29 protein-coding genes and 1 pseudogene are annotated in these 26,791 nt (G+C 70.5%); 15 read left to right on the top strand and 15 right to left on the bottom strand.

Annotated elements, in window-relative coordinates; genetic code table 11:
• From LQ222_RS15400 to LQ222_RS15385, 4 genes and pseudogenes are all read left to right on the top strand, one after another.
• Nucleotides 1-380: pseudogene (locus LQ222_RS15400) on the top strand (DNA helicase); the annotation flags it as partial.
• Between the two features lie 186 nt (nt 381-566).
• Nucleotides 567-1,769 (top strand): acyl-CoA dehydrogenase, encoded by a 1,203-nt coding sequence (locus LQ222_RS15395; protein WP_230167713.1) that lies wholly within the window; start codon nt 567-569, stop codon nt 1,767-1,769.
• Between the two features lie 12 nt (nt 1,770-1,781).
• Nucleotides 1,782-2,213, top strand: coding sequence for a DUF2721 domain-containing protein (locus tag LQ222_RS15390; RefSeq protein ID WP_230167712.1), 432 nt, complete (start codon nt 1,782-1,784; stop codon nt 2,211-2,213).
• On the top strand, nt 2,210-3,490 hold the full coding sequence (locus LQ222_RS15385) for a class I SAM-dependent RNA methyltransferase (RefSeq protein ID WP_230167711.1): 1,281 nt from the start codon (nt 2,210-2,212) through the stop codon (nt 3,488-3,490). Before LQ222_RS15390 ends, LQ222_RS15385 begins: the two co-directional genes overlap by 4 nt.
• A 160-nt stretch (nt 3,491-3,650) precedes the next feature.
• On the opposite strand, the gene LQ222_RS15380 is transcribed toward LQ222_RS15385, so the two are convergent.
• On the bottom strand, nt 3,651-4,700 hold the full coding sequence (locus LQ222_RS15380) for a hypothetical protein (protein WP_230167710.1): 1,050 nt from the start codon (nt 4,698-4,700) through the stop codon (nt 3,651-3,653).
• A gap of 151 nt (nt 4,701-4,851) precedes the next feature.
• Between LQ222_RS15380 and LQ222_RS15375 the strand changes: the two genes are divergently transcribed.
• From LQ222_RS15375 to LQ222_RS15365, 3 genes are all read left to right on the top strand, one after another.
• Complete coding sequence (locus LQ222_RS15375) at nt 4,852-5,823, top strand: MBL fold metallo-hydrolase (RefSeq protein ID WP_230167709.1); 972 nt, start codon at nt 4,852-4,854, stop codon at nt 5,821-5,823.
• 109 nt (nt 5,824-5,932) lie between these two features.
• Nucleotides 5,933-6,898, top strand: a complete 966-nt coding sequence (locus LQ222_RS15370; protein ID WP_230167708.1) for an MBL fold metallo-hydrolase — start codon at nt 5,933-5,935, stop codon at nt 6,896-6,898.
• 279 nt (nt 6,899-7,177) lie between these two features.
• Nucleotides 7,178-7,486: a putative quinol monooxygenase gene (locus tag LQ222_RS15365; RefSeq protein ID WP_230167707.1), complete on the top strand. Its 309-nt coding sequence runs from the start codon at nt 7,178-7,180 to the stop codon at nt 7,484-7,486.
• 154 nt (nt 7,487-7,640) lie between these two features.
• Here LQ222_RS15365 and LQ222_RS15360 read toward each other — a convergent pair whose 3' ends face one another.
• From LQ222_RS15360 to LQ222_RS15325, 8 genes are all read right to left on the bottom strand, one after another.
• A complete protein-coding gene (locus LQ222_RS15360; protein ID WP_230167706.1) occupies nt 7,641-8,009 on the bottom strand; it encodes an iron-sulfur cluster assembly accessory protein in 369 nt (122 codons plus the stop codon).
• Nucleotides 8,010-8,016: 7 nt separating this feature from the next.
• On the bottom strand, nt 8,017-8,436 hold the full coding sequence (locus tag LQ222_RS15355) for an SUF system Fe-S cluster assembly protein (protein ID WP_374202170.1): 420 nt from the start codon (nt 8,434-8,436) through the stop codon (nt 8,017-8,019).
• Nucleotides 8,408-8,872, bottom strand: coding sequence for a Fe-S cluster assembly sulfur transfer protein SufU (gene sufU, locus LQ222_RS15350; protein WP_230167716.1), 465 nt, complete (start codon nt 8,870-8,872; stop codon nt 8,408-8,410). Before sufU ends, LQ222_RS15355 begins: the two co-directional genes overlap by 29 nt.
• A gap of 5 nt (nt 8,873-8,877) precedes the next feature.
• A complete protein-coding gene (locus tag LQ222_RS15345; RefSeq protein WP_230167704.1) occupies nt 8,878-10,125 on the bottom strand; it encodes an aminotransferase class V-fold PLP-dependent enzyme in 1,248 nt (415 codons plus the stop codon).
• Nucleotides 10,125-11,417, bottom strand: a complete 1,293-nt coding sequence (gene sufD / locus LQ222_RS15340) for a Fe-S cluster assembly protein SufD (RefSeq protein WP_230167703.1) — start codon at nt 11,415-11,417, stop codon at nt 10,125-10,127. The genes LQ222_RS15345 and sufD overlap by 1 nt, the downstream gene beginning before the upstream one ends.
• Nucleotides 11,414-12,160 (bottom strand): Fe-S cluster assembly ATPase SufC, encoded by a 747-nt coding sequence (gene sufC, locus LQ222_RS15335; RefSeq protein ID WP_230167702.1) that lies wholly within the window; start codon nt 12,158-12,160, stop codon nt 11,414-11,416. Before sufC ends, sufD begins: the two co-directional genes overlap by 4 nt.
• A 70-nt stretch (nt 12,161-12,230) precedes the next feature.
• Nucleotides 12,231-13,727 (bottom strand): Fe-S cluster assembly protein SufB, encoded by a 1,497-nt coding sequence (gene sufB, locus LQ222_RS15330; RefSeq protein ID WP_230167701.1) that lies wholly within the window; start codon nt 13,725-13,727, stop codon nt 12,231-12,233.
• Between the two features lie 13 nt (nt 13,728-13,740).
• Complete coding sequence (locus tag LQ222_RS15325) at nt 13,741-14,202, bottom strand: SUF system Fe-S cluster assembly regulator (RefSeq protein ID WP_230167700.1); 462 nt, start codon at nt 14,200-14,202, stop codon at nt 13,741-13,743.
• Nucleotides 14,203-14,336: 134 nt separating this feature from the next.
• Here LQ222_RS15325 and LQ222_RS15320 point away from each other — a divergent pair, with 134 nt between their 5' ends.
• On the top strand, nt 14,337-15,224 hold the full coding sequence (locus tag LQ222_RS15320) for an alpha/beta fold hydrolase (protein ID WP_230167699.1): 888 nt from the start codon (nt 14,337-14,339) through the stop codon (nt 15,222-15,224).
• Here the strand turns inward: LQ222_RS15320 and LQ222_RS15315 are convergent.
• From LQ222_RS15315 to LQ222_RS15295, 5 genes are read right to left on the bottom strand one after another with little or no spacing between them, the layout of a single operon-like run.
• Nucleotides 15,221-15,661 (bottom strand): GNAT family N-acetyltransferase, encoded by a 441-nt coding sequence (locus tag LQ222_RS15315; protein WP_230167698.1) that lies wholly within the window; start codon nt 15,659-15,661, stop codon nt 15,221-15,223. The two genes, LQ222_RS15320 and LQ222_RS15315, sit on opposite strands and share 4 nt — an antisense overlap.
• A complete protein-coding gene (locus LQ222_RS15310) occupies nt 15,658-16,959 on the bottom strand; it encodes a cyclopropane-fatty-acyl-phospholipid synthase family protein (RefSeq protein WP_230167697.1) in 1,302 nt (433 codons plus the stop codon). The genes LQ222_RS15315 and LQ222_RS15310 overlap by 4 nt, the downstream gene beginning before the upstream one ends.
• A gap of 5 nt (nt 16,960-16,964) precedes the next feature.
• Nucleotides 16,965-17,921: an ABC transporter substrate-binding protein gene (locus LQ222_RS15305; RefSeq protein ID WP_230167696.1), complete on the bottom strand. Its 957-nt coding sequence runs from the start codon at nt 17,919-17,921 to the stop codon at nt 16,965-16,967.
• A 49-nt stretch (nt 17,922-17,970) separates the two neighbouring features.
• Nucleotides 17,971-18,735 carry an ABC transporter permease gene (locus LQ222_RS15300; protein ID WP_230167695.1) on the bottom strand — a complete coding sequence of 255 codons (765 nt, stop codon included), beginning with the start codon at nt 18,733-18,735 and terminating at the stop codon, nt 17,971-17,973.
• On the bottom strand, nt 18,725-19,522 hold the full coding sequence (locus tag LQ222_RS15295) for an ABC transporter ATP-binding protein (protein WP_230167694.1): 798 nt from the start codon (nt 19,520-19,522) through the stop codon (nt 18,725-18,727). Before LQ222_RS15295 ends, LQ222_RS15300 begins: the two co-directional genes overlap by 11 nt.
• 96 nt (nt 19,523-19,618) lie before the next feature.
• Between LQ222_RS15295 and LQ222_RS15290 the strand changes: the two genes are divergently transcribed.
• From LQ222_RS15290 to LQ222_RS15270, 5 genes are all read left to right on the top strand, one after another.
• A complete protein-coding gene (locus LQ222_RS15290) occupies nt 19,619-20,533 on the top strand; it encodes an SDR family NAD(P)-dependent oxidoreductase (protein WP_230167693.1) in 915 nt (304 codons plus the stop codon).
• 20 nt (nt 20,534-20,553) lie between these two features.
• Nucleotides 20,554-21,039: a hypothetical protein gene (locus LQ222_RS15285; protein WP_230167692.1), complete on the top strand. Its 486-nt coding sequence runs from the start codon at nt 20,554-20,556 to the stop codon at nt 21,037-21,039.
• An 18-nt stretch (nt 21,040-21,057) separates the two neighbouring features.
• Complete coding sequence (locus LQ222_RS15280; RefSeq protein WP_230167691.1) at nt 21,058-23,109, top strand: acetate--CoA ligase family protein; 2,052 nt, start codon at nt 21,058-21,060, stop codon at nt 23,107-23,109.
• A gap of 208 nt (nt 23,110-23,317) precedes the next feature.
• Complete coding sequence (locus tag LQ222_RS15275) at nt 23,318-24,130, top strand: nitroreductase family protein (RefSeq protein ID WP_230167690.1); 813 nt, start codon at nt 23,318-23,320, stop codon at nt 24,128-24,130.
• Entirely contained in the window at nt 24,123-24,809 is a 687-nt protein-coding gene (locus LQ222_RS15270) for an NUDIX hydrolase (RefSeq protein WP_230167689.1), read from the top strand. The genes LQ222_RS15275 and LQ222_RS15270 overlap by 8 nt, the downstream gene beginning before the upstream one ends.
• On the opposite strand, the gene LQ222_RS15265 is transcribed toward LQ222_RS15270, so the two are convergent.
• Nucleotides 24,797-25,003, bottom strand: coding sequence for a hypothetical protein (locus LQ222_RS15265; protein ID WP_230167688.1), 207 nt, complete (start codon nt 25,001-25,003; stop codon nt 24,797-24,799). The two genes, LQ222_RS15270 and LQ222_RS15265, sit on opposite strands and share 13 nt — an antisense overlap.
• Before the next feature lie 149 nt (nt 25,004-25,152).
• Here LQ222_RS15265 and LQ222_RS15260 point away from each other — a divergent pair, with 149 nt between their 5' ends.
• Both LQ222_RS15260 and LQ222_RS15255 read left to right on the top strand, forming a co-directional pair.
• Nucleotides 25,153-25,992, top strand: coding sequence for a transporter substrate-binding domain-containing protein (locus tag LQ222_RS15260; RefSeq protein ID WP_230167687.1), 840 nt, complete (start codon nt 25,153-25,155; stop codon nt 25,990-25,992).
• Nucleotides 25,992-26,735, top strand: a complete 744-nt coding sequence (locus LQ222_RS15255) for an amino acid ABC transporter ATP-binding protein (RefSeq protein ID WP_230167686.1) — start codon at nt 25,992-25,994, stop codon at nt 26,733-26,735. Before LQ222_RS15260 ends, LQ222_RS15255 begins: the two co-directional genes overlap by 1 nt.
• Nucleotides 26,736-26,791 lie beyond the last annotated feature (56 nt).

Genomic DNA, 26,791 nt, shown 5'->3' with positions numbered 1-26,791 from the left:
CCCCGCGTGAGGCCGAACCTCGTGACGCCGCACCGGCCGAGGACGCCGCCGAGGCGCCGCGCCCGCGCCGCGAACGCGCCCCGCGCGCCGACCGCGCCCCCCGTGCCGAGGCCACCGACGCCTCGCCGCGCCGCGAACTCAGCAGCGACCGCTCCGCGCGGATCGAGCGCGAGACCGCCGAACCCGCCCGCGCCGAGCGCGAGCCCCGCCGCGAGCGCGAACGGGACCGCGAGCCGCGCGGCGAACGCCGCCATCGCCCCGACGACCTCGGCCCGTCGGTCAAGGGCTTCGGCGATGCCGTGCCGGCCTTCATGACCATCCCGCTGCCCCGTCCGCGCCCGTCCGCGCCCGAGGCCGCGCCGGAAACCGAGGCCGCCTGACACCAGCGGCCGCACGCGTCGACCCGTGATCGGGTCGCGCGGCCGCTTGTATGGTTTTGATCTGGCGCGCAGCCACCACACCACCCCTGCGCGCATGCCGACCGGGCGCATTCCGCCCGGCTTTCGCGATGGACCGAGGGCCGGACGGGGGCGCACCCTGCCGGCCGGATGCCGGAGGACAGCGCCATGAACGTCGTGACCAAGCCCGCCGCCACCCGCGCGCAGTTCGTGTGGGACGACCCGCTGCTGCTCGATGATGTCCTGACCGAGGACGAGCGCATGATCCGCGACGCGGCGCGCGCCTTCTGCCAGGAGAAGCTGCTGCCGCGCGTGCAGGAGGCGTTCCGGAAGGAACACTTCCACCGCGAAATCATGAACGAATTCGGCGAGATGGGCTTCCTCGGGGCCACGCTCGACAGCCATGGCTGCGCGGGTGTCGGCTACGTCTCCTACGGGCTGATGGCGCGCGAGGTCGAGCGCGTCGATTCCGGCTATCGCAGCGCATTTTCGGTGCAGTCCTCGCTGGTGATGTTCCCGATCCATGCCTTCGGGTCGGACGCGCAGAAGGACAAGTTCCTGCCGAAGCTGCGCACCGGCGAATGGGTCGGCTGCTTCGGCCTGACCGAGCCGGATGCGGGGTCCGACCCGTCATCCATGCGCACGCGCGCGCGCAAGGTCGATGGCGGCTACATCGTGTCGGGCTCCAAGACCTGGATCACCAATGCGCCGATCGCCGACGTGGCGGTGGTCTGGGCGAAGGATGATGACGGCGTGCTGCGCGGCTTCCTGCTGGAACGCGGCATGAAGGGCCTGACCTTCCCCAAGATCGAGGGCAAGTTCTCGCTGCGCGCATCGGTCACCGGCATGATCATGATGGACGACGTGTTCGTGCCCGAGGAGAACCGGCTGCCCGGCGTGAAGTCCCTGGCCGGGCCGTTCCAGTGCCTCAATCGCGCGCGCTATGGCATTGCGTGGGGCTCGCTGGGCGCGGCCGAGGATTGCTGGCACCGCGCGCGCGACTACACCATGAACCGCAAGATGTTCGGCAAGCCGCTGGCGGCGACGCAGCTCATCCAGAAGAAGCTCGCGGACATGCAGACCGAGATCACGCTCGGCCTGCACGCCGTGCTGCGCGTGGGCCGGCTGTTCGACGAACACAAGGTCGCGCCGGAGATGATCTCCCTGGTCAAGCGCAACAATTGCGGCAAGTCGCTGGATATCGCGCGGGTGGCGCGTGACATGCATGGCGGCAACGGGATCGTCGACGAATACCACGTGATCCGCCACGTGATGAACCTCGAGACGGTCAACACGTATGAAGGGACGCATGACGTCCATGCGCTGATCCTCGGCCGCGCGCAGACCGGGCTGAACGCCTTCGGCGGGTAAGGCCCCGCGCCGGTGCTGCACCACTTCATGGGATCGGTCGACCTGGCGGGCATCGAGCGCACCCTCCAGGTCGCGATCGCACCGGCCTTCATCCTGGGCGGCGTGATGGCGCTGCTGTCGCTGCTGACGGGGCGCCTCGCCAGGCTGTCCGAGCGCTACCAGGAGATCCTCGATGGCACGCAGGTGCCGCCGCATGAACGCCGCCTGCTGGTGCAGCGGGCGCGCCTGACCTATCGCGGCATCACCTTCGCGATCATCGCGGCCTGCCTGCTCTGCGTGCTGGTCATCGTCTCCTTCGTCGAACCCCTGGTCGGCGTGACCGTGGGGCACCACGTCGCGGGGCTGCTGGTGCTGGCCATGGCCTGCCTGACCACGGCGCTGATCTGCTTCCTGTGGGAGGTGCTGCTGTCCGCCCGCATCCTGCCCTTGCACCACGAGAAGTGAGCATCACGCTGCAGGTCACGCGGATCGGCGCCGGCGGCGATGGCGTCGCTGCCCTGCCCGATGGCACGCCCTGCTTCATCCCGCGCGCCCTGCCGGGCGAGGAGGTGCTGGCAACCCCCGGCCCGCGCCGCAAGGATGGCGCGCGCGCGGTGCTGGACAGCGTGCTGGCGCCGAGCCCGCAGCGCGTCGCACCGCCCTGCCCGCACTTCACGGAGGGCTGCGGCGGCTGCGCCGTGCAGCACTGGGCGCCCGCGGCCCAGGCGGCCTGGAAGCGCGACAGGCTGGCCGAGGCCCTTTCGCGCGCCGGCTTCCCGGCCGCCGCGGTCGCGCCGACCATCACCACGCCGATGGGCCGCCGCCGGCGCGCCGACCTGGCGCTGCGCCGCGAGGCGGGCGGCATCCGGATCGGCTTCCACATCGCCGGCAGCGCCGCGGTGCTCGACCTGGCGGAATGCCCGGTGCTGGACCCGCGCCTGGTCGCGCTGATCGCGCCGCTGCGCGCGATGCTCCGGCGCCTGCCCGCACTGCGCCGCGAGGGCTCGGCGGTGGTGAACCTGCTCGACACCGGGGCCGACCTGCTGTTGCGCACCGACGGCCCGCTGGCAGCGGCCGAGCGCGCGCTGCTCGCCACCTTCGCCGCGGAGGCCGGGCTGCCGCGCATCGCCTGGGCCGCGGGCGCCGGCCCGGCCGAACCGGCGGCGCAGCTCGGCACCGCCAGCATTGCCCTGTCGGGCGTTCCCGTCGCGCCGCCGCCGGGCGCCTTCCTGCAGGCCAGCCCCGAGGGGGAGGCCGCGATCATCGCCGCGGTGCTGGCGGCGCTGCCGTCGCGCCTGGCCGGGCGTGGGCGGATCGCCGACCTGCATGCCGGGCTCGGCACGCTGTCGATCCCGCTCGCGGCGCGCGGGCGGGTCGCGGCCTTCGAAAGCGATGCGGCGGCGGTCGCGGCCCTGGCCGCGGCGGCGGGGCGCGCCGGGCTGAAGCTGTCGGCCACGCGGCGCGACCTGGTGCGCCAACCGCTGACGGTGGCGGAGCTGGCGCCCTTCGCCGCCGTGGTGCTCGACCCGCCCTTCGCCGGCGCGGCGGAACAGGTGGCGCTGCTCGCGCGCAGCGCGGTGCCCGTGGTCGTCTATGTGTCGTGCAGCCCGGCGGCGCTGTCGCGCGATGCGCGCGCCTTCGCGCAGGCCGGCTGGGCGGTGGCGGCGGCGACGCCGATCGACCAGTTCGTGCATTCCGCCCAGGTCGAGGCCGTGGTGGCCTTCACGCGCCCGGGGCGCTGAGCCGCCGTTTGAGACTGCGCCGAGTGGCGCGCGCATCCTGTGGTCAGGCACCGGCATTCTCGCACGCTTGCCGCGCCGCGCTGTGGCGCCCGCCTGCCGATGACTGCTGACGGGCGTGGCCGCCCCCCAGGCACCGCCTGTGCCCCGCGGACCGCGGGCCTCAGCAGGGCTCGACGTTCGACAGGTACAGCGTGGTGACGCGGCGCGGGCCGAGCAGGTCGTCGATGGTGCAGGGCTTGGCGCGGGAATCGCCGTCCACGAAGCGCAGCGGGAAGCGGGTCTCGAGCGCCGCCAGCATCGCGCCCGGATCGCGGCAGCGATTGGCGTCGTGCTCCAGCAGGATGCGCAGCTTGGGGCTGCGATCGATCAGGTGCGGGATGCCGGCCACGATGGCATCGGCCGAGGCGGCGCAGCCGATGCGCAGGAAGTCCACGCTGCCGGGCACCAGGTCCTGCAAGGCCGCGCCGGGGGCGGCGCAGTGCCGGCGCCCATCCTCGGTCGTGAACAGGTGGGCGACGTTGCTCTCGGCCGGGCCGGTCAGCAATGCCGGCACCTGGATCGATTCGCGCGCGGATTCCGTGGCGGCGATGCGGCGCACGGTCACGATGGGCTCAAGCCCGTTGACCACCACGTTGCGCCGCAGCAGCCAATGCAGCCAGGGATTGGGCTCGAGCGCCTCGACATGGCCCTCGGCACCCACCAGGTCCGCGAGGAGGATGGTGTAGTAGCCATAGACCGCGCCGACATCCATCGCGGTCTCGCCGCGCGCCACGTTGCGGCAGACGAATTCGGTGACCCAGTATTCCCAGTAGCCGTCCAGCAGCAGGTGCGGCGCGATGCCGCCATCCGCCGCATCGGTGAACATCTTGAAGCGACCGAGCGCACGGCACAGCACGCTGCCATCGGGCAACGGCACGGTCTGGGTGCGGTCGCGGATCAGTGCCTCAACCTGGCGGCGATTGCCGCCGCGCAGCAATTCATCGACGGTGGCGATGTCGCGCCGGCCGACCACCGCATGGATCGCTTCCATCTCGGCGCGCAGCGTGGCGAGTTCGCCGCGCATGCGGAACAGTTCCTCGTGCGTGCGGTGCATGGTGCTGCGGGCGGGGCCGCTGCCGGTAGCGAACAGCCACGACAGGAAGCGCGGCACGAGTCCCGCCCGGGTGGCCGTGCCCTCGGTCATCGGCAGATGCGTATCGTCCTTGGGCACCTTCTATCCTTGGCCATTCCGCGTTCAACCCGCCCCTGGGCAGAATCCCACCCCGGGGCGCATGTTGCAACCGCCGATCGGCCGGGGCTTGAACGCCGCGTGGCGATCACCACCCTGCCCGTGGCGCAAACCGCTTCGGGAGACCACCGCCATGATCCATCGCCGCATCGCCCTGCTGGCTGCCGGGGGCGCCTTCGCCGCACCCGCCTTCCTGCGCCCCGCCGCAGCCCAGGCCCCCGCGGCGACGGCCCCGGCACAGGCGCCGGGCTTCTACCGCTTCCGCGTCGGCGGCTTTACCGTGACCATGGTGCATGACGGCTTCTTCGGCCGCCCGCTCGAGGGCTTCGTGCGCAACGCGCCGCTGGCCGAGGTGCAGGCCGCCGCCGCGGCGGCCTTCCTGCCGACCGACCGCCAGGTGATCCCGTTCACCATCACCTTCGTGCAGCGGGGCGATACGCTCGCGGTCTTCGACACCGGCAATGGCGTGACGCCCGCCGGCGCGACCGCCGGGCGCATGATCGCGAACATGGCCGCCGCCGGGATCGACCCCGCGCGCGTGACGCATGTGATCCATAGCCACTTCCACGGCGACCACGTGAACGGCCTGTTGAACGCCCAGGGCGCGCGCGCCTTCCCCAACGCCGCGGTGCTGGTGCCCGAACCGGAATGGGCCTGGTGGACCACCGAGGGCAACCAGACCCGCAGCCCCGAGATGCAGCGCGGCAATTTCGCCAATGTCGCGCGCCGCTTCGCACCCTACCAGGGCGCCGTCACGCCGTTCCGTCCGGGCGCGGAGGTGATCCCGGGCATCACCTCGGTGGCGGCGCCGGGGCATACGCCGGGCCACACCATCTTCCGCGTGGCGGATGGCGATGCCCAGATGATGTTCCTGGCCGACCTGACCAACCGGCCGGAGATCCTGATGGCCAATCCCGACTGGCAGATCGTGTTCGACTTCGACGGCGACCTGGCGGCGGCGACGCGCCGGCGGGTGCTGGACATGGTGGCGACCGACCGCATCCGCGTGACCGGCTACCACTTCCCCTTCCCGGCCAATGGCTATGTCGCGAAGCAGGGCAACGGCTTCCGCTTCGTGCCGGCGGACTGGTCGCCGGTGGTGTGACGCGCGCGTCGCGGTCCGGCCGCGGCAGGCCGGTGTGACCTTGTCGCTTGATTCCGGGCGCCGCGGCACGATGTGTTGCGCGCCCGGATCGGGCCAGGGAGATCACCGCATGACAACGACACGTCGCGCCGCCATCGGCGCCGCCGCCAGCCTGCTTGCCGCGCCGCCGCTGCTGGGCCTGAGCGGCGCCGCCGCCCAGGGTGCCGCGCCGCCGGCGACAGGACCGGCCTTCCACCGCTTCGATGTCGGCGCGCTGAAGGTCGTCGTGGTGACCGACGGCACGAATGTGCGCGCCGACGCCACCCAGGGCCTGGTGGTGAACGCCACGGCGGAGCAGGTGGGCGGCGCGATGCGCGCGGCGGGCATCGCCGGCCCGGCCATGCGCAACCCCTTCAACGTGACCTTCGTGGAGACGCCGCGCGGCCTGGTCGCGATCGATGTCGGCACCGGCGGCTTCCCGAACACCGATACCGGCGTGCTGCACGCGAACATGCGCGCGGCGGGGCTGGACCCCGCGCGCGTGGTGCAGGTGGTGCACACGCATTTCCACGGCGACCACATCGGCGGCCTGACCGGTGCGGACGGCGCCGCGGTGTTCCCCAGCGCCGCGGTCGCGGTGCCCGAGCGCGAATGGGCCTACTGGACCGATGCCGGCGAGGCATCGCGCGCGCCGGAAGCGCGCCGCCCTGCCTTCGCCAACGTGCAGCGCCGCTTCGCGCCCTACCTCCAGCGGGTGACGCGCTTCGCCCCGGATGCCGAGGTGGTGCCCGGTATCCGCGCGGTGGCGAGCAACGGCCACAGCCCGGGCCACACGTCCTTCCTGATCCACGATGGCAACCGGCAGGCGCTGGTGATCGGCGATGCGATCACGACGCCGATCTTCTTCATGGCGAACCCGGAGTGGTACCCGGTCTTCGACATGGACCCGACGATGGCCGTGGAATCGCGCAAGCGCCTGCTGGACCGTGCGGCAACCGAGCGGATGCCGGTGATCGGCTACCATTTCGACATGCCGGCGACCGGGCGTGTCGAGCGCGCGGGGACGGGCTACCGGCTGGTGCCCGCCGGCGCCTGAGGCGCGGCCTGCGTGCTGCGTGCCTGACGCGCGGCTTGCGCGCTGTGTGCCTGACCCGCGGCTTGCGCGCTGTGTGCCTGACGCGCGGCCTGCGCGCTGTGTGCCTGACGCGCGGCCTGCGCGCTGTGTGCCTGACGCGCGGCTTGCGCGCTGTGTGCCTGACGCGCGGCTTGCGCGCTGTGTGCCTGACGCGCGGCTTGCGCGCTGTGTGCCTGACGCGCGGCTTGCGCGATACGACCGGCCGGGGCATCGATGCCCCGGCCGGCACGGGGATGCACGATGGCTGTGACCTACACGATCGTGTTCCGGGTGCGGCCCGGACAGGTCGACCACTTCCACACGCTGCTCGGCGGGGTGCTGGATGCGATGCGGGCCGAGGCGGGGTTCATCTCCGCCGCGCTGCATGCCGACCCGCAGGATCCGCATCGCTTCCTGCTGCACGAGACCTGGCGCGACCATGACGAGGTAGTCGCGGTGGAGATCCATCGGCCCTACCGCGAGGCGTGGCACGCCGCGCTGCCGGAGTTGCTGGAGGCCCCGCGCGAGATCGGCTTGTGGACGCCGCTGCGCGAGGACCGGCGCGGCTGATGGCAGGCGGCCGCGCGCCGCGGTTGCTGCGCGGGCCTGACGCGGCCCATGCCGCGCGCTTCATGCGCTGAACGCGGCCCATGCCGCGCGCTTCATACGCTGAACGCGGCCCATGCCGCGCGCTTCATACGCTGAACGCGGCCCATGCCGCGCTTCAGACGTGGAAGGATTCGCCGCAGCCGCAGCGGCCCTTCTCGTTCGGATTGGTGAAGGTGAAGCCGGCGGTCATCGCCTTCACCTCGTAGTCCATCACCGTGCCGATCAGGAACAGCGTGGCCTTGCGGTCGATCAGGACCGTCACGCCGCGGTCGGTGATGACCTCGTCCGACGGTGCGGCTTCATCGGTCCAGGACAGGTCGTAGGACAGGCCGGAACAGCCCTTGGTGCGCACCGCGATGCGCAGCAGCTTGCCGTGCTCGCCCTTCGCGTACAGCGCGCGCAGGCGCTCGGCGGCACCTTCAGTCAGCGACATCAGCGGCGGCAGGGAGCGCTTCGGGCGGGGCGCTTCGGTGGTGATGCTCATGGCGGCCTCAGAACATATTGAGGGCGAGGCGGGCATCCTCGCTCATGCGCGAAGGGTCCCAGGGCGGATCCCAGACGACCTCGACCGTCACGTCGCTCACGCCGTCGATGGCGCGCACGGCGTCCTCCAGCTGCGAGGGCAGTTCCTGGGCGGAGGGGCAGGATGGCGTGGTCAGCGTCATCTCGACCCTGACATGGCCGTCATCCGCGATCTCGACCGCGTAGACCAGGCCGAGCTGATAGATGTCGACCGGGATTTCCGGGTCATAGACCGTCGCGATGGCGGCGATGACCGCGTCCTCGCTGACCTTCGGCGCGGCGGGCTTGACCTCGCCGTCGGGGGTCCAGGCGGCACGGGTCTCGGCCGGGGCATGCAGCGGCGCGTCCATGGGCGTGTCCTCACTCACTGCTCGCCTCCTTCGCACCATCGAGGGCGGCGTTGAGCGTATGCCAGGCAAGGGTCGCGCATTTCACGCGCGAGGGAAATTCATGCACGCCGGACAACGGCGCCAGGCGTTCCATGTCGTCGGCCAGCGCCGCGCCGCAATCGGGGCAGGCGCCGGTCATCGCCACCTCGCGGAACGCCGCGCCCAATGCGCGCGCCTGGTCGGGCGTCTTGCCGGCCACCGTCTCGGTCATCAGGGAGGCCGAGGCGGTGGAAATGGCGCAGCCGCGACCCTGGAAGGCGACGTCGGCGATGGTGCCGTCCGGCGCCTGCTTCACGAACAGCTCGATGCGGTCGCCGCACATCGGGTTGTCGCCGCGCGCGGTGGCGGTGGCGTCCTCCAGCCGGCGGAAATTCCTGGGCTTGCGGCCGTGATCGAGGATGACTTCCTGATACAGGTCGCGCAGGTCGTCAAACAGGCCGCTCATTTGAAGAACTCCCGCGCCTCGGTCAGCGCCTGGGCGAGCAGGTCGATCTCGTCCTTGGTGGTGTACAGGCCGAAGGAGGCGCGCGTGGTGCCGTTGTCCAGCCCGAAGCGCGCATGCAGCGGCTCGGCGCAGTGGCGCCCGGCACGCACGGCGATGCCCGCGCGGTCGAGCAGCGTGGCCAGGTCGTGCGGATGTGCGGCATCCAGGCCGAAGGCAAACACGCCGCCGCGATCCTGAGCCGCACCGAGCAGCGTCAGGCCCGGCACCTGCGCGAGGCGCGCGGTGGCGTGGTCCACCAGCGCGCGTTCATGCGCCTCGATCGCGCCCATGCCGATGGCGGTGACGTAGTCGATGGCGGCATGCAGGCCGACGGCCTCGATGATGGCGGGCGTGCCGGCCTCGAACTTGCCGGGCACTGGTGCCCATTCGGATTTCTCGAAGGTCACGACGGAAATCATGTCGCCGCCGCCGAGGAACGGCGGCATGCGGTCGAGGTGTTCCAGGCGTGCCCAGAGCACACCGATGCCGGTCGGGCCGTACAGCTTGTGGCCGGTGAAGCAGTAGAAATCGCAGCCGATCGCCTGCACGTCCACGCGCCGATGCACCGCGGCCTGGGAGCCATCCAGCAGCACCTTCGCGCCATGCGCGTGGGCGAGCGCGACGATGCGCTCCACCGGTGTCACGGTGCCGAGCACGTTCGACATATGCGCGATGGCGACGAGGCCGACCTTGCCGTCCGACAGGTGGCGTTCGAGGTCGTCCATGTCGAGCTCGCCGGCATCGGTCACGCGGCAGACGCGCAGCTCGTTGCCGCGGTCGTCGCGCAGCATCTGCCAGGGGACGATGTTCGCGTGGTGCTCCAGTTCGGAAATCACCACCGCCTGGCCGGGCTGCATCACGCCACGGCCCCAGCAATGGGCGACGAGGTTCATCGCCTCGGTGCTGTTCTTGGTGAAGACGATCTCGCGCGGCTCGGCGGCGCTGATGAAGCGCGCGGTGGCGCCGCGTGCGGCCTCGTAGGCGTCGGTGGCGAGTTCGGACAGCCTGTACGCGCCGCGATGGACGTTGGCGTAGGCCGTCTCCATGCAGCGCACCATGGCGTCGATCACCACGCGCGGCTTCTGTGCCGAGGCGCCGGAATCGAGGAACACCAAAGGCCGCCCGCGCGCCTGCGGCTGCGACAGGATGGGGAAATCCTGCCGGATCCGGGCGACGTCGAAGGCGGGGGCCGCCACGCCGTCCATCACGCGGCCGCCCCCTGGCGCGCCCACCAGGCATCGAGCGCGCGGGTCAGCGCGCCGCGCAGGGTGTCGTCGGTCACGGTCTCCACCGCCTCGTGCAGGAAGGCCTCGACCAGCATGGCCTTGGCCTGCGCTTCCGGAATGCCGCGGGCGCGCAGGTAGAACAGGCTGTCGGGGTCGAGCGCACCGACCGTCGCGCCATGGCTGCACTTCACGTCGTCGGCGTAGATTTCCAGCTGCGGCTTGCTGTCGATCTCGGCGTCCTCGGACAGCAGCAGCGCCTGGTTCATCTGGTAGCCGTCGGTCTTCTGCGCCTCCCGCCGCACCAGGATCTTGCCCTGGAAGACCCCGCGCGAACGCCCGGCCAGCACGGTCTTGTAGGTCTGGCGCGAGGCGCAGTCGGGCGCCGCGTGATCAAGCGAGGTGGTGGTGTCCACGTGCTGGCCCTCGGCAGCCATCTGCGCACCGTTCATGTGGCAGGCGGCGCGGGGCCCGGTCAGCGCGGCGTGGATCTCGTTGCGCGTGAGGCGCGGGCCGGCGGCGACGGTGAAGTTGTCGTAGGTGCCCTCGGCCGCGATGCGCGCGTAGATGGTGGACAGGTGGAACACCGTCGCCGCTTCCTGCAGCATGCGGCCATGGGTCAGCGTGGCGCCCTCGGCCACATCGACCTCGAAGACAGGATTGTGCAGGCAGGCGCCGCCACCGATCGCGGTCTCGATCAGCGTCAGGCGTGCGCCGGCCCCCAGGCGCAGCAGGTGGCGCGGGTGGAATGCGAAGGGCCGGCCAGGATCGACCGCGACAGAGACGAGTTCCAGCAACCCGCCATCGACGCCGGCCGGGACGTCGAGGAACAGCCCGTCCTCGAACAGCATGGTGTTGAGCGCCGCGAGCGGTTCGGAGTCCGGCCTGGCCAGGGCGCCGAGATGCGGCTCGGCATCGGCCAGTTGCTGCGCCAGGCCGGTTGCGCGGCAGGCCAGGCCGTCCAGCGCCGACAGGTCGGCACGGAAGCGGCCATCGACGAAGACCGCGCGATGCGCCGCCAGCGCCGGCGGCAGCGCGATGGTGCCATCGACCATGGTGAGCGGTTCGGCGAAACCGGCCTGCGCGAGCGGCGCGAGGTCGGTGTACTTCCACTGCTCGACGCGGCGCGTGGGAAAGCCGCGCGCGGCGAACTGCGCGGCGGCGTCGGCCCGCAGCGCGTTGAGCCAGGGCTTGCGCGCGCCCGGCAGGTGGTCCTTCAGCCCCTCGTAGCGCGCGAGGAAGCCTGCCGCGCCGGTCTGCGTCGCGGCCGTCATGCGGCGGCCTGGACGGCGCCGTAGCCCTGCGCCTCCAGCTCCTGCGCCAGCTCCGCCCCGCCCGACTTCACGATGCGCCCGCCGATCAGCACATGCACGCGGTCAGGCACGATGTAGTCGAGCAGCCGCTGGTAGTGCGTGATGACCAGCGCCGAGAAGCCCGGCCCGCGCATGGCGTTCACGCCATCAGCCACGATCTTGAGCGCATCGATGTCCAGGCCGGAATCGGTCTCGTCCAGGATCGCCATGGAGGGCTGCAGCAGCGCCATCTGCAGGATCTCGTTGCGCTTCTTCTCGCCGCCGGAGAAGCCGACATTCACGCCGCGCTTGAGCATGTCGTCGGACATCGACAGCATCTTCATGCGCTGCCTCGCGACCTTGAGGAACTGCATGGCGTCGAGCTCGCTCTCGCCGCGGCCCTTGCGCACGGCGTTCAGCGCGGTGCGCAGGAAAGTCGCGTTGCCCACGCCGGGCAGCTCGACCGGATACTGGAAGGCCAGGAACAGGCCGGCGGCGGCGCGTTCCTCGGGTTCCATCGCCAGGATGTCCACGCCGTTCAGCGTGGCGGTGCCGCCCGTGACTTCATAGCCGTCGCGGCCCGACAGCACGTAGGACAGCGTCGACTTGCCCGATCCGTTCGGGCCCATGATGGCATGCACCTGTCCGGTCGGCACTTCGAGGTCGATCCCCTTCAGGATCTCCTTGCCGTCGACTTCGGCGGTCAGTCCTTCAATCTTCAGCATGGTCAGTCCCTATGCGTGGTGCGGCCGATTCAGGTCTCCGGGCCGTTCGGCCCGGCGAGGACCGGACGCGCTAGCCAACACTTCCTTCGAGCGAAATCTGCAGCAGCTTCTGTGCCTCCACCGCGAATTCCATCGGCAGTTCCTTCAGCACCTCGCGGCAGAAGCCGTTGACGATCAGGCCCACCGCGTCCTCCTGCGTGAGGCCACGCTGGCGGCAGTAGAACAGCTGGTCCTCGGCAATGCGGCTGGTGGTGGCCTCGTGCTCGACCTTGGCGGTCGCGCAGCGGTTCTCGATGTAGGGCACGGTATGCGCGCCGCACAGATCGCCGATCAGCAGGCTGTCGCACTGCGTGAAGTTGCGCGCGCCGGTCGCCTTCGCACCGATCCGCACCAGCCCGCGATAGGTGTTCTGCCCATGTCCGGCGCTGATGCCCTTCGACACGATGGTCGACTTGGTGCGCGGGCCGATGTGGAACATCTTCGTGCCGGTATCGGCCTGCTGGTAGTTGTTGGTGATGGCGACAGAGTAGAACTCGCCCACGGAATCCTCGCCCTGCAGGATGCAGGAGGGGTACTTCCAGGTGATCGCCGACCCCGTTTCCACCTGCGTCCAGGAAATCTTGGACCGCGCGCCGCGGCAGGCACCGCGCTTGGTGACGAAGTTGTAGATGCCGCCCTTGCCCTCGGCATCGCCGGGGTACCAGTTCTGCACGGTGGAATACTTGATGGTGGCGTCGTCCATCGCGACGAGTTCGACCACCGCGGCGTGCAGCTGGTTCTCGTCGCGCATCGGGGCCGTGCAGCCTTCCAGGTACGAGACGTGCGAACCTTCGTCGGCGATGATCAACGTGCGCTCGAACTGGCCGGTCGACTTCGCGTTGATTCGGAAATAGGTGGACAGCTCCATCGGGCAGCGCACGCCCTTGGGGATGTACACGAACGACCCGTCGGTGAAGACGGCGCTGTTCAGCGCGGCGAAGAAGTTGTCGCCCTGCGGCACCACGGTGCCGAGGTACTTGCGCACCAGCTCGGGGTGCTCCTGCACCGCCTCGCTGATGGCGCAGAAGATGATGCCGTCCTTCGCCAACCGGTCCTTGTACGACGTGGCGACCGAGACGCTGTCGAACACCGCGTCCACGGCGATCGGCATGCGCCCTTCGGCCGGCGTGTCGCCCGCACCCTCGACACCCGCCAGGATCTCCTGCTCGCGCAGCGGAATGCCCAGCTTGGCGTAGGTCTTGAGCAGTTCGGGATCGACCTCGTCGAGCGACTTCGGCTTCACCTTCTGCGTCGGCGCCGCGTAGTAGTAGGCGTCCTGGTAGTCGATCGGCGGGTATTTCACCGCGGCCCAGCGCGGCTCGGCCATGGTCTTCCACAATGCGAAGGCGCGCAGGCGCCATTCGAGCAGCCAGGCCGGCTCGTTCTTCTTGGCCGAGATGAAGCGGACGATGTCCTCGTTCAGCCCCTTGGGGGCGAACTCCATCTCGATGTCGGTCTCGAACCCCCATTTGTAGCCGGAATCGGTGACGGCCTGGACGGTCTCGATGGTTTCCGTGACGGCGGGCATGCTGGGTTCCGTCCTATTCGGCAGCGACAAAGGCGCGCGGCTGCGCTTCGGGATGCGGCACGATGGCGGGCGCGTGCGCCAGGTCGGCGATGGAGATGCCCGACAGCGCACGGCGGATGGCATCGTTCACCGGGTCCCAGCGCCCACGCACGGGGCAGGTGGCCTCCGCGTCACACAGCCCGGCGGCATTGTCCACGCAGGCGGTGAGCGCGATCGGGCCGTCGATCGCGGTGATGACATCGGTCAGCGGGACCTCGGCCAAGGGGCGGGTAAGGCGGTAGCCGCCGGCCGCACCGCGGCGCCCCTCGACCAGCCCGCCATGCGAGAGGATCTTGAGCACCTTGGCCACCGTGGGTTCCGCCAACCCCGTGGTCGCGGCCAGCCCGGGCGCGGTGAGCACGCCGCCGGCCTCGGCCTCGTCGAGGCGGGTCAGCACCACCACCGCATAGTCTGTCAGCTTCGACAGCCGCAGCAAGGCCGTTCCCTTCCTGAAATCAGGACCATAACGGTCCGGATTGGAAATGCGCTCGCACCCCGCCCCTGTCAAGGCGCCTGGACGCGATCGCGCGGCACTTCCATCCTGCGCCCACACCAGCGGGATGCGACGCAATGCCGACCCTTCGGACCGACGATGGCGTGGACCTTCATTTCGAGGAGGCCGGCAGCGGCATTCCGATGGTCTTCGTGCATGAATTCGCCGGCGATGCGCGGTCCTGGGAGCCGCAATTGCGGTTCTTCTCCCGCCGCTACCGCTGCATCGCCTATGCCGCGCGCGGGTATCCGCCCTCCGCCGTGCCGTCCGACCCGAAAGCCTATTCGCAGGACCGCGCGACGGACGACATCGCCGCCGTCATCAAGGGCCTGGGCCTGGCGCCGGCGCATGTCGTGGGGCTTTCGATGGGCGCCTTCGCGACGCTGCATCTGGGGCTGCGGCACCCCTCGCTGGCGTGCAGCCTGACCGCGGCGGGCGTGGGCTACGGCGCCGCGCCGGGCAAGCGCGAGCAGTTCCGCGCCGAGGTCGAAGCCACCGCCACGCGCATCCGCGCCGAGGGCATGGAGACGATGGGCGCGGTCTATGCGCGCGGCCCGACGCGGCTGGTCTTCGAGGAAAAGGACGCGCGCGGCTATGCCGAATTCCGCGCGCAGCTGATGGAGCATTCGGCGGAAGGTTCCGCCAACACCATGATGGGCGTGCAGCGCGAACGCCCCGCACTCGGCGACCTGGAAGACCAGTTCCGCCGGCTGACCCTGCCGACCTTCATCATCGCCGGCGACGAGGACGACCCGACGCTGGAGCCCTCGCTGTTCCTCAAGCGCACCATCCCCTCCAGCGCGCTGCTGGTGATGCCCAAATGCGGGCACACCATGAACCTGGAGGACCCCGACGCCTTCAACCGCGCGGTGCTGGACTTCGTGACGCAGGTCGATGCGGGGGCCTGGCGGACGCGCATCCCCGAAAGCATGACGGGCGCGATCATCGCGGCGAAGGGCGGCTAGAGCGCCAGCTTCATGCCCTCGTGGCTGGCGGTGAAGCCGAGCGATTCATAGAAGCGCCGCGCATCGGCGCGCGACTTGTCGGTGGTGAGCTGCACCATCCGGCAGCCGCGCGCGCGGCAATGTTCGATGGCCCATTCGAGGAACCGCCGGCCCAGGCCCGTGCCGCGCTGGTCGGCGGCGATGCGCACGCTCTCGACCTGCCCGCGCCAGGCGCCGCGATGCGACAGGCCGGGCGTGAAGGTCAGTTGCAGGCAGCCGACGACACGCCCATCCACATCGGCCACGGCCAGCAACTGGTTGGCATCGGCGGCGATCGCCGCGAAAGCCTGGGCATAGGCAGGGTCGCCCGGCGCCTCGCGCCTGGCGCCGAGCACGTCATCCGCCAGAAGCGCGACGATGGCCGGCACGTCACCCGCGGTCGCAGCGCGGAAGATCACGCGTAGAGGTCCGCGCGCGTCGGCGGCATGCCCGAGGCACCGCGCGCGCGCTTCGTGGCGACCGTCTGGAAGATGCCGATGGTGCCGCGCTCGAAGCCCAGGCACACACCCGCCAGGTACAGCAGCCACAACCGCGTGCGCGCCGCGCCAACCTCGGCTTCCGCTGCCGCGCGGTTGGCGAACAGTCGTTCTGTCCAGAGCCGGCAGGTGCGGCCGTAGTGTTCGCGCCAGCCTTCCACGTCATGCACCTCGAAGCCGCCGGATTCCAGTGCATCGACGGTGCCGCCGATATGGTCCAGCTCGCTGCCGGGAAAGACGTAGTCGATGATGGCGCTGTATTCGGGGCGCTTCCGGCGGAAGTCGCGCTCGGTGCGCTTCATCGGCCGGGTGATGGCGTGGTGCAGGTAGACGCCGCGCGGCTTCAGCAGCGCGCGTATCTGCTGGAAGTAGCCCGCGCGGTTCGCCAGGCCGACATGCTCGAACATGCCGATCGAGGCGATGCGGTCGAACTCGATCCCCTTCAGGTCGCGGAAATCCCTCAATTCAATCGTGACGCGGTCCTGCAGGCCGAGGCGCTGCACCTTCTCCACCGCGAAATCATGCTGCGCCTGGGACAGCGTGACGCCATGCGCGCGCACCCCGTGGTGCCGTGCCGCGTGGCAGACCAGCCCGCCCCAGCCGCAGCCGATGTCCAGCATGTGCTGGCCCGGCTTCAGGCGCAGCTTGCGGCAGATCATCTCGAGCTTGGCGCGCTGCGCGGTCGCGATGTCGGCGTCCCAGTCCGGGAAGTAGGCGCAGGAATAGACCATCTCGGGGTCGAGAAAGAGCGCATAGAAGGCGTTCGACAAATCGTAGTGGAACTGCACCAGCGCCTTGTCGTCGCGGCCCTTGCCGTGCTCGGCGGCCTGGGTGCCGGCATAGGCGTGGCCGGCACCACCCGCGCCGGGGCCGAACAGGAAAGGCAGCAGCGTCCGCGCGGCCTGCACCTTGCTGATGCGCTTCGCCAGGCCGCGCGTGGAGCCGCCGCCGAGCCGCGCCGAAAGGTCGAGCAGCGTGCCGCCTTCGAGATCGACCGCGCCCTCGGCGATGAGTTCCACCATCGTGGTCAGGCGCGGCCGGCGCACCAGGCGCGTGAGCGCCGCCGGCGTCGCGATGGACACCACCAGGTCACTGCGCGCCGCGGGGGCGAGCGCGACCAGCCCGCCATCCCACAGCCGCAGCGACAGGTCGATGGGCGCGACCTGCGCCACATGCGCGGCCAGGCGGCGGACGCCCTCCGCACGCTTGTCCGCCGCCATCGCGGTCAGATCCGCACGCGGTCCGGCGCGACCCAGCGCAGCGGGTCGGCCCAGATCACGTCGTTCGTCGTCACCGCACGGTCCAGCCGGTTCATCCCGCGCAGCTGGTCGATCGCAAGCTGGATGTTGGCGACGCTGTCCGCCGTGAGGTTCATGCGGAATGCCACCTTGGTCATGAGTTCCGCGACCAGCGCGCGGTCCTGCCGCAGGAAGCGCGCGACCTGCTGGGCGGCCTGGTCGCGATTGCTCTCGATGAATTCCTGCGCCTGGATCAGCGCGCGCATGATGCGCTCGGTGGTCGGGCGGTTCTGCTCGGCCCAGGCCTTGTTCATGTAGACGAAGTTGCGGACGATCTGGATCGACTCGTTGTTGACCAGGATGTGCGTGTTGGCGATGGCGCGCTGGGCGCGGGTCGGCCAGGGCTCCCACACGGCGAAGGCGTCGATGTTGCCGCGTTCGAGGGCTGCGACCATCTCCGGCGCCTCGACATTCACGATGGTGTAGTCGGCCGGGTTGAGGTTGAGCTTCGCCACGACCGACAGCCAGAAGGTCTCGGATCCCGTGCCGCGCGCCACGCCGACGCGCTTGCCCTTCAGTTCGTCCATGGTGCGGATGTTACGCCCGAGCACGCTGATCCAGCGCAGCAGCGCGGTGCCCTCGGCCACCGCCACCACATTCGGGTCGCGCACATTGGCCGACACGCCGGCCTGCTCCGCGCCATAGGCGGAATTGACCTGGTTGCCGATCAGGAAGGCGATCATCGCGGACCCCGACGGCCCGGTATTCACCGTCACGTCGAGGCCGTTGCGCTCGAAGAAGCCGCCCTCCTTCGCGACATAGAAGGGCGAGAAGGACGGATCCACGCCCGTCGCGATGGTCACGCGCGTGGGTGCGCCCTGCGCGAAGGCCGGCAGGGGCAATGCGGCCGCGGCCGGCAGTGCCAGGATGGAACGACGCTTCATCTTGCTTCTCCCTGTTGGTTCAGACCGTCGCGTCACGCCCAGGGCGTGCTCAGACAGTCACGTTGAAGCGCCCGGCGAAGGCGCGGATCAGGAACCGGAACACCCGGTCGGTGGTGAAGCCGAGCAGACCGAGCGCGACAAGCGCGACAAAAATATCCTCGATCTGCATGAACAGCCGCGCATCCCACAGCAGCTTGCCCAAGCCATCATTCGACGCAATCAGTTCCGCCGCGACGATGGTGACGAAGGCATTCGCCATCGCCAGGCGCATGCCGGTCAGGATGTCGGGCACCGTCGCCGGCAGCGCGACCAGCGCAAAAACCTGGAACCGCGACGCGCCCAGGCATTGCGCCGCGCGGATCTTGTCGCGCCCCACCGCACCCACGCCCGCCGCCGTGGCGATGACGACGACGAACACCGTGGTGTAGGCGATCAGGAAGATCTTGCTCTCCTCCCCGATGCCGAACCAGATCACCGCGACGGCGATCATCGCCACCGCGGGGATGAAGCGGAAGAATTCCGTCCAGGGTTCCAGCAGCCAGCGCACCGGCTTGAAGGAGCCGATCGCCAGGCCGATCGGGATGCCGATGGCGGACCCCAGCAGGAAGCCCTGCAGGATGCGCCGCATCGAGGCGACGATCTGCTCCTGCAGGATATTGTCCTCGATCAGCACCAGCGCGCGTTCGAGGACCGGCAGCGGCCCGGGGAACAGGATGGACTTCACCACGAAGGCCGAGGCCAGGTGCCACACCAGGAACAGCAGCGCGAAGCCCGCGATGTAGCCCGCGACGGTGGCCAGGCGGTCAGTGTGCACCGTGGATCTCGTCGTGAATGAGGGCATGGACCTGGCGGAAGGCGTCCATGAACGCGTCGGACGTGCGTTCGCGCGGGAAGGGAAGATCGACCGGGATCACGGCCTTCAGCGTGCCGCCAGGTCCGCGCTTCATGACACCCACGCGGGTGGCCAGCGCGACGGCTTCCTCGATGTCGTGGGTAATGAACAGCACGGTCTTGCGGGTCTCGGCCCAGATGCGCGACAGCTCGCCCTGCAGCACCGCGCGCGTCATGGCATCCAGCGCGCCGAAGGGTTCGTCCATCAGCAGCATGCGCGGGTCGTTCGCCAGCGCGCGGGCAATCTGGATGCGCTGCTTCATGCCGCCCGAGAGTTCGGACGGGTGCTTCGCGCCCTGCCCGGTCAGGCCGACCATGTGCAGGTAGTGCTCGGCCTTGGCGCGGCGCTCGCGGCGCCCCAGGCCGCGCAGGCGCAACCCGAAGCCGATATTGTCCAGTGCCGTCAGCCAGTCATACAGGCTGTCATGGCCTTGGAAGACCACGCCGCGATCGGCACCGGGGCGGTCGACCGGCTTGCCGTCCAGCAGGATGCGCCCGGCGGTCGGCTGTTCGAACCCCGCCACCATGTTCAGCACTGTGGTCTTGCCGCAACCGGACGTGCCCAGCAGGCAGAAGAACTCGCCTTCGGCCAGATCCAGGCTGAAGTCGCGCACCGCCTCCCACGCACCCGTGCGGCCGCGATAGGTCTTGCCCACGCCATCCAGCGTCACCAGCGCCACGGAAGCCCCTTCGGTCCTGCTTGCGTCCATGTATAGGCCGGCGCGCCACAGCGGCAACCCGGCTTCACGGCCCGCGGGGCCGGGTCTAGAACCGTCGCGGCAAGAAACCTACGGAGGGAATGCCTGATGCCGAACATGCTCGAGGGCAAGGTCGCGATCGTGACGGGGGCCGGCAACGGCATCGGGCGCGAAATCGCCATCATGATGGCCGGCCAGGGTGCCAAGGTCATCATCAACGATGTCGGCGCATCCGTGTCGGGCGAGGGCCAGGATGCCACGCCCGCGCAGCAGACCAAGGCGATCATCGCGCAGAATGGCGGCCAGTCCGAGATCTCGGCCGAAAGCGTCGCCACCTGGGCGTCGGCGCAGAAGATCGTGCAGGCGGCGATGGACCATTTTGGTCGCATCGACATCGTGGTGAACAACGCCGGCATCCTGCGCGACCAGATTTTCCACCGCATGACGCCCGAGGAATGGGACAGCGTGATCGCCGTCCATCTGTCGGGGTCGTTCTACGTCAGCCGCGCGGCCGCCACGCATTTCCGCCAGCAGCAGTCGGGTGCGTATGTGCACATGTCCTCGACCTCGGGCCTGATCGGCAATTTCGGCCAGGCGAATTACTCGGCGGCCAAGATCGGCATCGCCGGTCTGTCGAAGTCGATCGCGCTCGACATGGCGCGCTTCAACGTGCGGTCGAACTGCATCGCGCCCTTCGCCTGGTCGCGCATGACCGGCACCATCCCGGCGGAAACCCCGGAACAGAAGCGCCGCGTCGAGCGCATCATGCAGATGACGCCCGACAAGAACGCGCCGCTCGCGGTGTTCCTGGCATCCGACGCAGCGAAGGACGTGACGGGGCAGATCTTCTCGCCGCGCATGAACGAGCTGTTCGTGTATTCCCAGATCCGGCCGATCAAGTCAGTGCATCGCGAATCGGGCTGGACGCCGGAAGCCATCGCCGAATACGCGCTGCCGTCGCTGGCGCAGGGCTTCTCGAAGCTCGAGCGGTCCGGCGACGTGTTCTGCTGGGACCCGATCTGACCATCGCGATGCGGCGGGTGATGGCCCTGGCGGCATCCGCCGCCTTCGCCCTGCCCGCCGCAGCGCAGGTCGCCCCCTCGCCCTTCGTGACCGTGATGCCCGACACGCAGGGCGTGCCGGCGACAGTGCTCGATGCCGTTCAGCGCCTGCCGGCAACGCCGGCGCTGGAGGCACCCCTGCGCTCAGCCCCCTGCGCCTTCGCGGACAGCACGCGACACCTCGACCGGCTCGCCTCCAACCTGCCCTGGGCGCAGCCGGCGGCGGTGGTGCTGTTCGATGGCCTGCCCGGCCTGCCGCCCGGCCGTCGCGCCGTGGTGCTGCGGCCGACGCGGGAATTGCTGGCCCGCGCGGCGACGCGCGAGGTGATCGCACAGGGCGGCGTGTCACTGCACGCGATCGACCTTTCGCCGCTGCCGGTCGATGCGCCAACGCCATCCTTCATCGCCCTGCACATCGCCCCGCCGGAAACACCGCCCGAAGGCTGCGTCGCGCAGCCACCCCGCTGACCTGGAACATCGCCCGCCATGACCGCGCTTGCCCCCGCCCTGCTCAACCCCCGACGCATCGCGCTGGTCGGCGCCTCGGCCGATCCCACCAGGCTCACGGCGCGCGCGCAGATCTACCTGCGCAAGCACGGCTTCGATGGCGAGATCTATCCGGTGAACCCGCGCGCCGAGACCATCCTGGGCGAACGCGCCTACCCCTCGATCGCCGCCATCCCGGGACCGGTGGACCTGGCGTATCTGCTGCTCGCGACCGAACACGTGGAAGGCGTGATCGCCGATGTCGCCGCGAAGGGCATCCCGGTCGCCGCCATCCTGGCCGATGGTTTCGCGGAAGCGGGGCCTGAAGGTGTGGCGCGGCAGGAACGCCTGCTGGCGACCGCGCGCGCGGCGGGCGTGCGCATCCTCGGGCCGAACTCGATGGGCCTGGTGAACGTGAACGGGCGCAGCGCCTGTTCGGTGAACGCGGCGCTGGAGGCGGAGACGCTGCCGCCGGGCCGGCTTGCGCTGGTGTCGCAGTCGGGCTCGATGCTGGGCGCGATCATGGCGCGCGGTGCGGCGCGCGGGCTTGGCTTCTCCCACCTGATCAGCACCGGCAACGAGGCCGACCTCACCGCCAGCGAGATCGCCGGGCTGCTGGTGGACGACCCCGACACCGATGCGATCCTGCTGTTCCTCGAAGCCATCCGCCGCGCCGACCTGCTGGCGGAAGCGGCGCGCCGCGCCCATGCCGCCGGCAAGCCGATCATCGCCTTCAAGCTCGGGCGGTCGTCCTTCGGGGCGGAGCTCGCCAACAGCCACACCGGCGCGCTGGCGGGTTCCGATGCCGCGGCCGACGCCTTCTTCCGCGCCAACGGCATCGCACGCGTGACGATGATCGAGGCACTGCTGGAAGCGCCCGCGTTGTTCATCGGCCGCAAGCCGCTGGTCGCCTCCAAGCGCGCCGTGTCAGTCATGACCACGACCGGCGGCGGTGGTGCGATGGCGGTCGATGCGCTGGGTGTCGCGGGCATCGAGACCCGCGCGCCGCACGCGATTGCCGTGGAAGGCCTGAAGGCCGCCGGCCTGCCGCATCATGGTCGCATGATCGACGTGACGCTGGCCGGCACGCGCGCCGACAAGGTGCAGGCCGCCATGGCCGCGCTCTCGGCCGACCCGGACACCGACCTGGCGCTGTCGGTCATCGGCTCCTCCGCGCAGTTCCGCCCGGCCGATGCGGTGGCCGGGCTGGTGGGTGCCGCCAAGGCCGGGCATGGCAAGCCGATCGCGGCCTTCCTGGTGCCGCAGGCGGATGTCTCGCTGCGGATGCTGGGCGAGGCGGGCATCCCGGCCTTTCGCACGCCGGAATCCTGCGCCGACGCGATCCGCGCCTTCCTGGACTGGCAGGTGCCGCGCGCCGTGCAGGCGGCCGGCGCCGTCACCCACACCCTGCCCGCCCGTCCGGACGAGGCCGATGCGCGCGCGCTGTTCGCCGCCCTTGGCCTGGACAGTGGCGTCGCGGTCTTCGCGGCACCCGATGCGGTGCCGGACGGCCTGCGCTACCCGGTGGCGCTGAAGATCCTGTCGCCCGACCTCGCGCACAAGACCGAGGTGGGCGGCGTCGCGCTGAACATCCCAGACGCCGCGGCGTTGCGCGCGGAGGCCACCGCCATGGCAGCGCGCGTCGCCGCCAAGGCGCCGGGCGCGACCATCACCGGCTTCCTGGCGCAGCCCATGGCCAAGGGCCTGGCCGAGGCCATCCTCGGCTTCCGCCGCGACCCCGAGAGCGGCCCCGTCGTGCTGGTCGGCGCCGGCGGCGTCATGGCCGAACTGCACCGCGACACCGCGCTGCGCTGCGCCCCGGTCGGGCTCGACGACGCCCATGCCATGATCGCCGAGGTGAAGGGGTTGAAGCCCCTGGCCGGCTGGCGCGGGCTGCCCAAGGGCGACCTCGATGCGCTGGCGGCCGCCATCGTGGCCGTCTCGCGCCTCGCCGCCGTGGCCGAGGTCGCGGAAGCGGAGATCAACCCGTTGATCATCCATGCCGAGGGCAAGGGGGTGACGGTCGCCGATGCCTGGGTGGTCCGCGCCTGACCGCACACCGGCCATCAGGGGCGCAGGCGACCGCAACGGCGCCACCTGGCGGGCCAGCCGGCGGGGCGTCCTCGGCCGGCGGGCGAGGCGCGACCGCGTCGCGCCGACCCGGGGCAAACCCCCGTGCTGCGCGGCGGCTTGCGCAGGGTCCGGCCGGCCCCCGACGCGCGACCTTCACGCCGCCCGCGCGCGGTGCCACGCTGCCGCAATGGCACCCCAAGACCTGATCCGCGCCCGCTACGGCACCCTGCCCTTCGACCCGCCGGAGGAGATCGCGCCGGCGCTCGCCGCCTTGCTCGACCGGCGTGTCACGCGCCGCTACGCCACGCGCGATGTCGAGGAACCGTTGCTCGACACCATCCTCGCCGCCGCGCAATCGGCGCCATCGAAGTCGGACCTGCAGCAGTATTCCATCGTGGTCACGCGGGATGTCGCGAAGATCGCGCGCGTGGCCGATTGGATCGGCACCATGCCCTGGATCAAGGATGCGCCGGTGCTGCTGCTGTTCTGCGGCGACATGCGCCGCGGCCAGGCGGCCTGCACGCTGCACGGGCGCGCCCACGCCAATAACAACATGGACACCTTCCTGAACACCGCGGTGGACGCCGCGCTGGCCATGGGCATGGCAATGGCGGCGGCGGATGCGGCGGGGCTCGGCACCTGCCCGATCTCCTACGTGCGCAGCCATATCGAGAAGGTCGGGCCGCTGTTCCGCCTGCCCGAGGCGGTCTACCCGGTTGCCGGCCTGACGCTGGGCTGGCCGGATGGTCGCGCCGAGACCACGCCGCGCCTGCCGCCCGCCGCGGTGATTCATCGCGAGGCCTATGACGACGCCGCGCTGCCCGCCGCCATCGAAGCCTATGACGCGCTGCGGACCCGCCAGAAGCCGCGCTACCCCGAGGTGCACGGCCCGGTGCCGGAGGGCTGCACCTGGTCGGAGAATGCCGCGCGCCAGCTCAGCGTGCCGGAACGCTTCGGCTTCCGCGCCTGGCTGCGCCTGAGGGGCTTCACGCTTGACTGAACCCGCACGCGAGGGTCCGGCCGCCGACAATCCGGGTGGCGCCGATGCCGAGGGCCAGTCGCGCCACACGGCCCGCCCGCGCGATGCCGCCAGCCTGATCGTCTGGCGCACCGGCACCGCGGGGACCGAGGTGCTGATGGGCAAGCGCCACGCGAAGCATCGCTTCATGCCCGACGTCATGGTGTTTCCCGGCGGGCGGGTGGATGCCGACGACCATCGCCAGCCGGCGGTGCGCGAACTGGTGCCGGCCGCGCAGCGGATGCTGGAACGCCGCGCCACGCCGGGCCGCGCGCGCGCGATCGGCATCGCCGCCATCCGCGAATTGCATGAGGAAACCGGCCTGGTGCTGGGCGAGCGGCGGGGCGACGGCGTGGCCGCCGACCTCGGTGCGCTGCACTACATCTGCCGGGCGGTGACGCCCGGGCGCCGGCCGATCCGCTTCAATGCCCGCTTCCTCGCCGCCCCGGCCGAGGCGGTGACGGGCGAGATCGCCGGGTCCGGTGAACTCGAACGGCTGGACTGGTACACGCCGGAAGCGGCGCATCGCCATCATGTGGCGGACATCACGGGCAAGGTGCTGGTGGAGTTTCTCGACTGGCTCGCGATGTCGGCGCGGGCGCGATCGTCACGCCCGCTGATCGTGTTCCGCGGAATGGACAACCGGCATCACGAGGTGTGATCGAGCCGTCCGGGCCGGCGCGGCTCGAGCAGCCGCAGGCCGCCCAGCATGAGCGCCCCGCCGCCGATCGCCAGCACTGCGGCGACCACCAGCGGCACCCGTCCGGGCGCGGTGGCGTCGCCGATCAGCAGCAGGACCAGCAGCAGGTTGCCGAGCAGGCCGGTGGTGATCAGGGCGATGGGAATGACTGGCATGGCGGCACCTCGGTTCATTCCTGGTTGAACACCCCCGCGGGGGCACCACCGGGACGCTCGCAAGGCAAGTTTGTGGCGGTCCCTGCATGGACAGCAGGGCAGCCATCTGGAAATGTTGCAGGGCACAACGTGAACAGGAGGTTTCCCCCATGCGCAGGCTGATCGCCGCCGCCTTCCTTTCGGCCGCCGTGGCAGGCCCCGCCCTCGCGCAGGGGCAGCCGCCGCTGCGCTGCGCGGTGGACGGCACCTTCGCCCCGCATGCCTTCCCGTCGCTGCAGGGCGGCGTGCAGGGCTTCCAGATCGACCTGTTCCGCGAAGTGGCGCGGCGCATGGGGCGTGAGATCGTGATCGACAGCGCCGCCTTCTCCGGCCTGATCCCCGCGCTGAATGCCGGGCGGTACGACTTCCTGTGCGCGCCCACCACCGTCACGCGCGAACGCGCCGAGGCGCTGCTGTTCACCGAGGGCTACATCTGGACCGAGCTGCAATTCGGCATCCGCCGCGGCACGCCGCCGATCCGCTCGGAAGAAGACCTGCGCGGCAAGACGATCAGCGTGAACAAGGGCACGCCCTATGAGCAGTGGGTCAACAACAACCGCGAACGGCTCAACCTGACGCTGCTCGCTTTCGACAGCCAGGCGGATGCGGCGCAGGCGGTGATCCAGGGGCGCGCCTATGCGAACCTGTCGGGGAACACGGTGGTCCGCTACTCGGCCTCGCGCACGCCGCAATATGTGGCGGATTTCGTGCTGCCGGGCTCGCGGCTGCATTGGGGCACGCCGTTCCGCCGTGACAGCGGCGCGATGCGCAACCAGGTCGAGGACATCCTGACCTGCATGAAGCGCGACGGCACCGTGGCGCGGCTGTCCGAGCGCTGGTTCGGCAATGCCCCCGGCCCCGACCAGGCGGAGCGCATCGAGTTCCCCGGCTATGGCCCGCCCGACATGCCGGGCTTCGACCCGACCCCGCAGAACCCGACCTGCGGCTGATGCAAAGCGCCCCGATCGTCGAGGCGCGCGCGATCCACAAGCATTTCGGCCACCTCCATGTGCTGAAGGGCGTGGACCTGGTGGTGGCCGAGAAGGAACTGGTCTTCCTGATCGGCCCGTCCGGTTCGGGGAAATCGACGCTGCTGCGCTGCCTGAACCGGCTGGAGGATCCGTCATCCGGCTCGGTGACGGTGGACGGCATCGACATGCTCGATGCGCGCACCGACATCAACAAGGCGCGGCAGCGCATCGGGATGGTGTTCCAGTCCTTCAACCTCTATCCGCACATGACGGCGCTGGGGAATGTCGCGCTGGCGCTGCGCAAGGTGCAGGGGCTCGGCCGCGCGGAGGCCGAGGCGAAGGCGGCGGCCGCGCTGGATCGGGTGCATCTGGGCGATCGCGCCGACCATTACCCGTTGCAGCTTTCGGGCGGCCAGCAGCAGCGCGTCGCGATCGCGCGCGCCATCGCGCTGGAACCGCGCGTGATGCTGTTCGACGAACCGACCAGCGCGCTGGATCCCGAACTGGTCGGCGGCGTGCTGGCGGTGATGCGCGAATTGCGCGAGGACGGCATGACCATGGTGGTGGTCAGCCACGAGATGGGATTCGCCAAGGCGGCCGCCGACCGCGTGGTGTTCATGGCGGATGGCGCCATCGTCGAGACCGGCGCGCCGGATGAGATCTTCGCGAATCCGCAGCACGAGCGCACCCGCGGCTTCATCCGCCAGATCGAGCGGCATTGATGCCGCACCGCCCCGTCATGACGGCATGCGGGCGCCGGGCCTGCGCGGGCGCGGCG

The sequence above is a fragment of the Roseomonas sp. CECT 9278 genome (assembly GCF_918698155.1).
GTDB lineage: Bacteria > Pseudomonadota > Alphaproteobacteria > Acetobacterales > Acetobacteraceae > Neoroseomonas.
Note: the sequence above shows the minus strand (reverse complement) of the source record. Positions and strands in the feature narration are given on the sequence as shown.

Bases quoted from the DNA above. Each gene is read 5' to 3' on its own strand.
- LQ222_RS15395 (WP_230167713.1), top strand. From the start codon at position 567: ATGAACGTCGTGACCAAGCCCGCCGCCACCCGCGCGCAGTTCGTGTGG.
- LQ222_RS15375 (WP_230167709.1), top strand. From the start codon at position 4,852: ATGATCCATCGCCGCATCGCCCTGCTGGCTGCCGGGGGCGCCTTCGCC.
- LQ222_RS15370 (WP_230167708.1), top strand. From the start codon at position 5,933: ATGACAACGACACGTCGCGCCGCCATCGGCGCCGCCGCCAGCCTGCTT.
- LQ222_RS15365 (WP_230167707.1), top strand. From the start codon at position 7,178: ATGGCTGTGACCTACACGATCGTGTTCCGGGTGCGGCCCGGACAGGTC.
- LQ222_RS15360 (WP_230167706.1), bottom strand. From the start codon at position 8,009: ATGAGCATCACCACCGAAGCGCCCCGCCCGAAGCGCTCCCTGCCGCCG.
- LQ222_RS15355 (WP_374202170.1), bottom strand. From the start codon at position 8,436: ATGGTGCGAAGGAGGCGAGCAGTGAGTGAGGACACGCCCATGGACGCG.
- LQ222_RS15345 (WP_230167704.1), bottom strand. From the start codon at position 10,125: ATGGACGGCGTGGCGGCCCCCGCCTTCGACGTCGCCCGGATCCGGCAG.
- sufD (WP_230167703.1), bottom strand. From the start codon at position 11,417: ATGACGGCCGCGACGCAGACCGGCGCGGCAGGCTTCCTCGCGCGCTAC.
- sufC (WP_230167702.1), bottom strand. From the start codon at position 12,160: ATGCTGAAGATTGAAGGACTGACCGCCGAAGTCGACGGCAAGGAGATC.
- sufB (WP_230167701.1), bottom strand. From the start codon at position 13,727: ATGCCCGCCGTCACGGAAACCATCGAGACCGTCCAGGCCGTCACCGAT.
- LQ222_RS15320 (WP_230167699.1), top strand. From the start codon at position 14,337: ATGCCGACCCTTCGGACCGACGATGGCGTGGACCTTCATTTCGAGGAG.
- LQ222_RS15310 (WP_230167697.1), bottom strand. From the start codon at position 16,959: ATGGCGGCGGACAAGCGTGCGGAGGGCGTCCGCCGCCTGGCCGCGCAT.
- LQ222_RS15305 (WP_230167696.1), bottom strand. From the start codon at position 17,921: ATGAAGCGTCGTTCCATCCTGGCACTGCCGGCCGCGGCCGCATTGCCC.
- LQ222_RS15295 (WP_230167694.1), bottom strand. From the start codon at position 19,522: ATGGACGCAAGCAGGACCGAAGGGGCTTCCGTGGCGCTGGTGACGCTG.
- LQ222_RS15290 (WP_230167693.1), top strand. From the start codon at position 19,619: ATGCCGAACATGCTCGAGGGCAAGGTCGCGATCGTGACGGGGGCCGGC.
- LQ222_RS15285 (WP_230167692.1), top strand. From the start codon at position 20,554: ATGGCCCTGGCGGCATCCGCCGCCTTCGCCCTGCCCGCCGCAGCGCAG.
- LQ222_RS15280 (WP_230167691.1), top strand. From the start codon at position 21,058: ATGACCGCGCTTGCCCCCGCCCTGCTCAACCCCCGACGCATCGCGCTG.
- LQ222_RS15275 (WP_230167690.1), top strand. From the start codon at position 23,318: ATGGCACCCCAAGACCTGATCCGCGCCCGCTACGGCACCCTGCCCTTC.
- LQ222_RS15265 (WP_230167688.1), bottom strand. From the start codon at position 25,003: ATGCCAGTCATTCCCATCGCCCTGATCACCACCGGCCTGCTCGGCAAC.
- LQ222_RS15260 (WP_230167687.1), top strand. From the start codon at position 25,153: ATGCGCAGGCTGATCGCCGCCGCCTTCCTTTCGGCCGCCGTGGCAGGC.
- LQ222_RS15255 (WP_230167686.1), top strand. From the start codon at position 25,992: ATGCAAAGCGCCCCGATCGTCGAGGCGCGCGCGATCCACAAGCATTTC.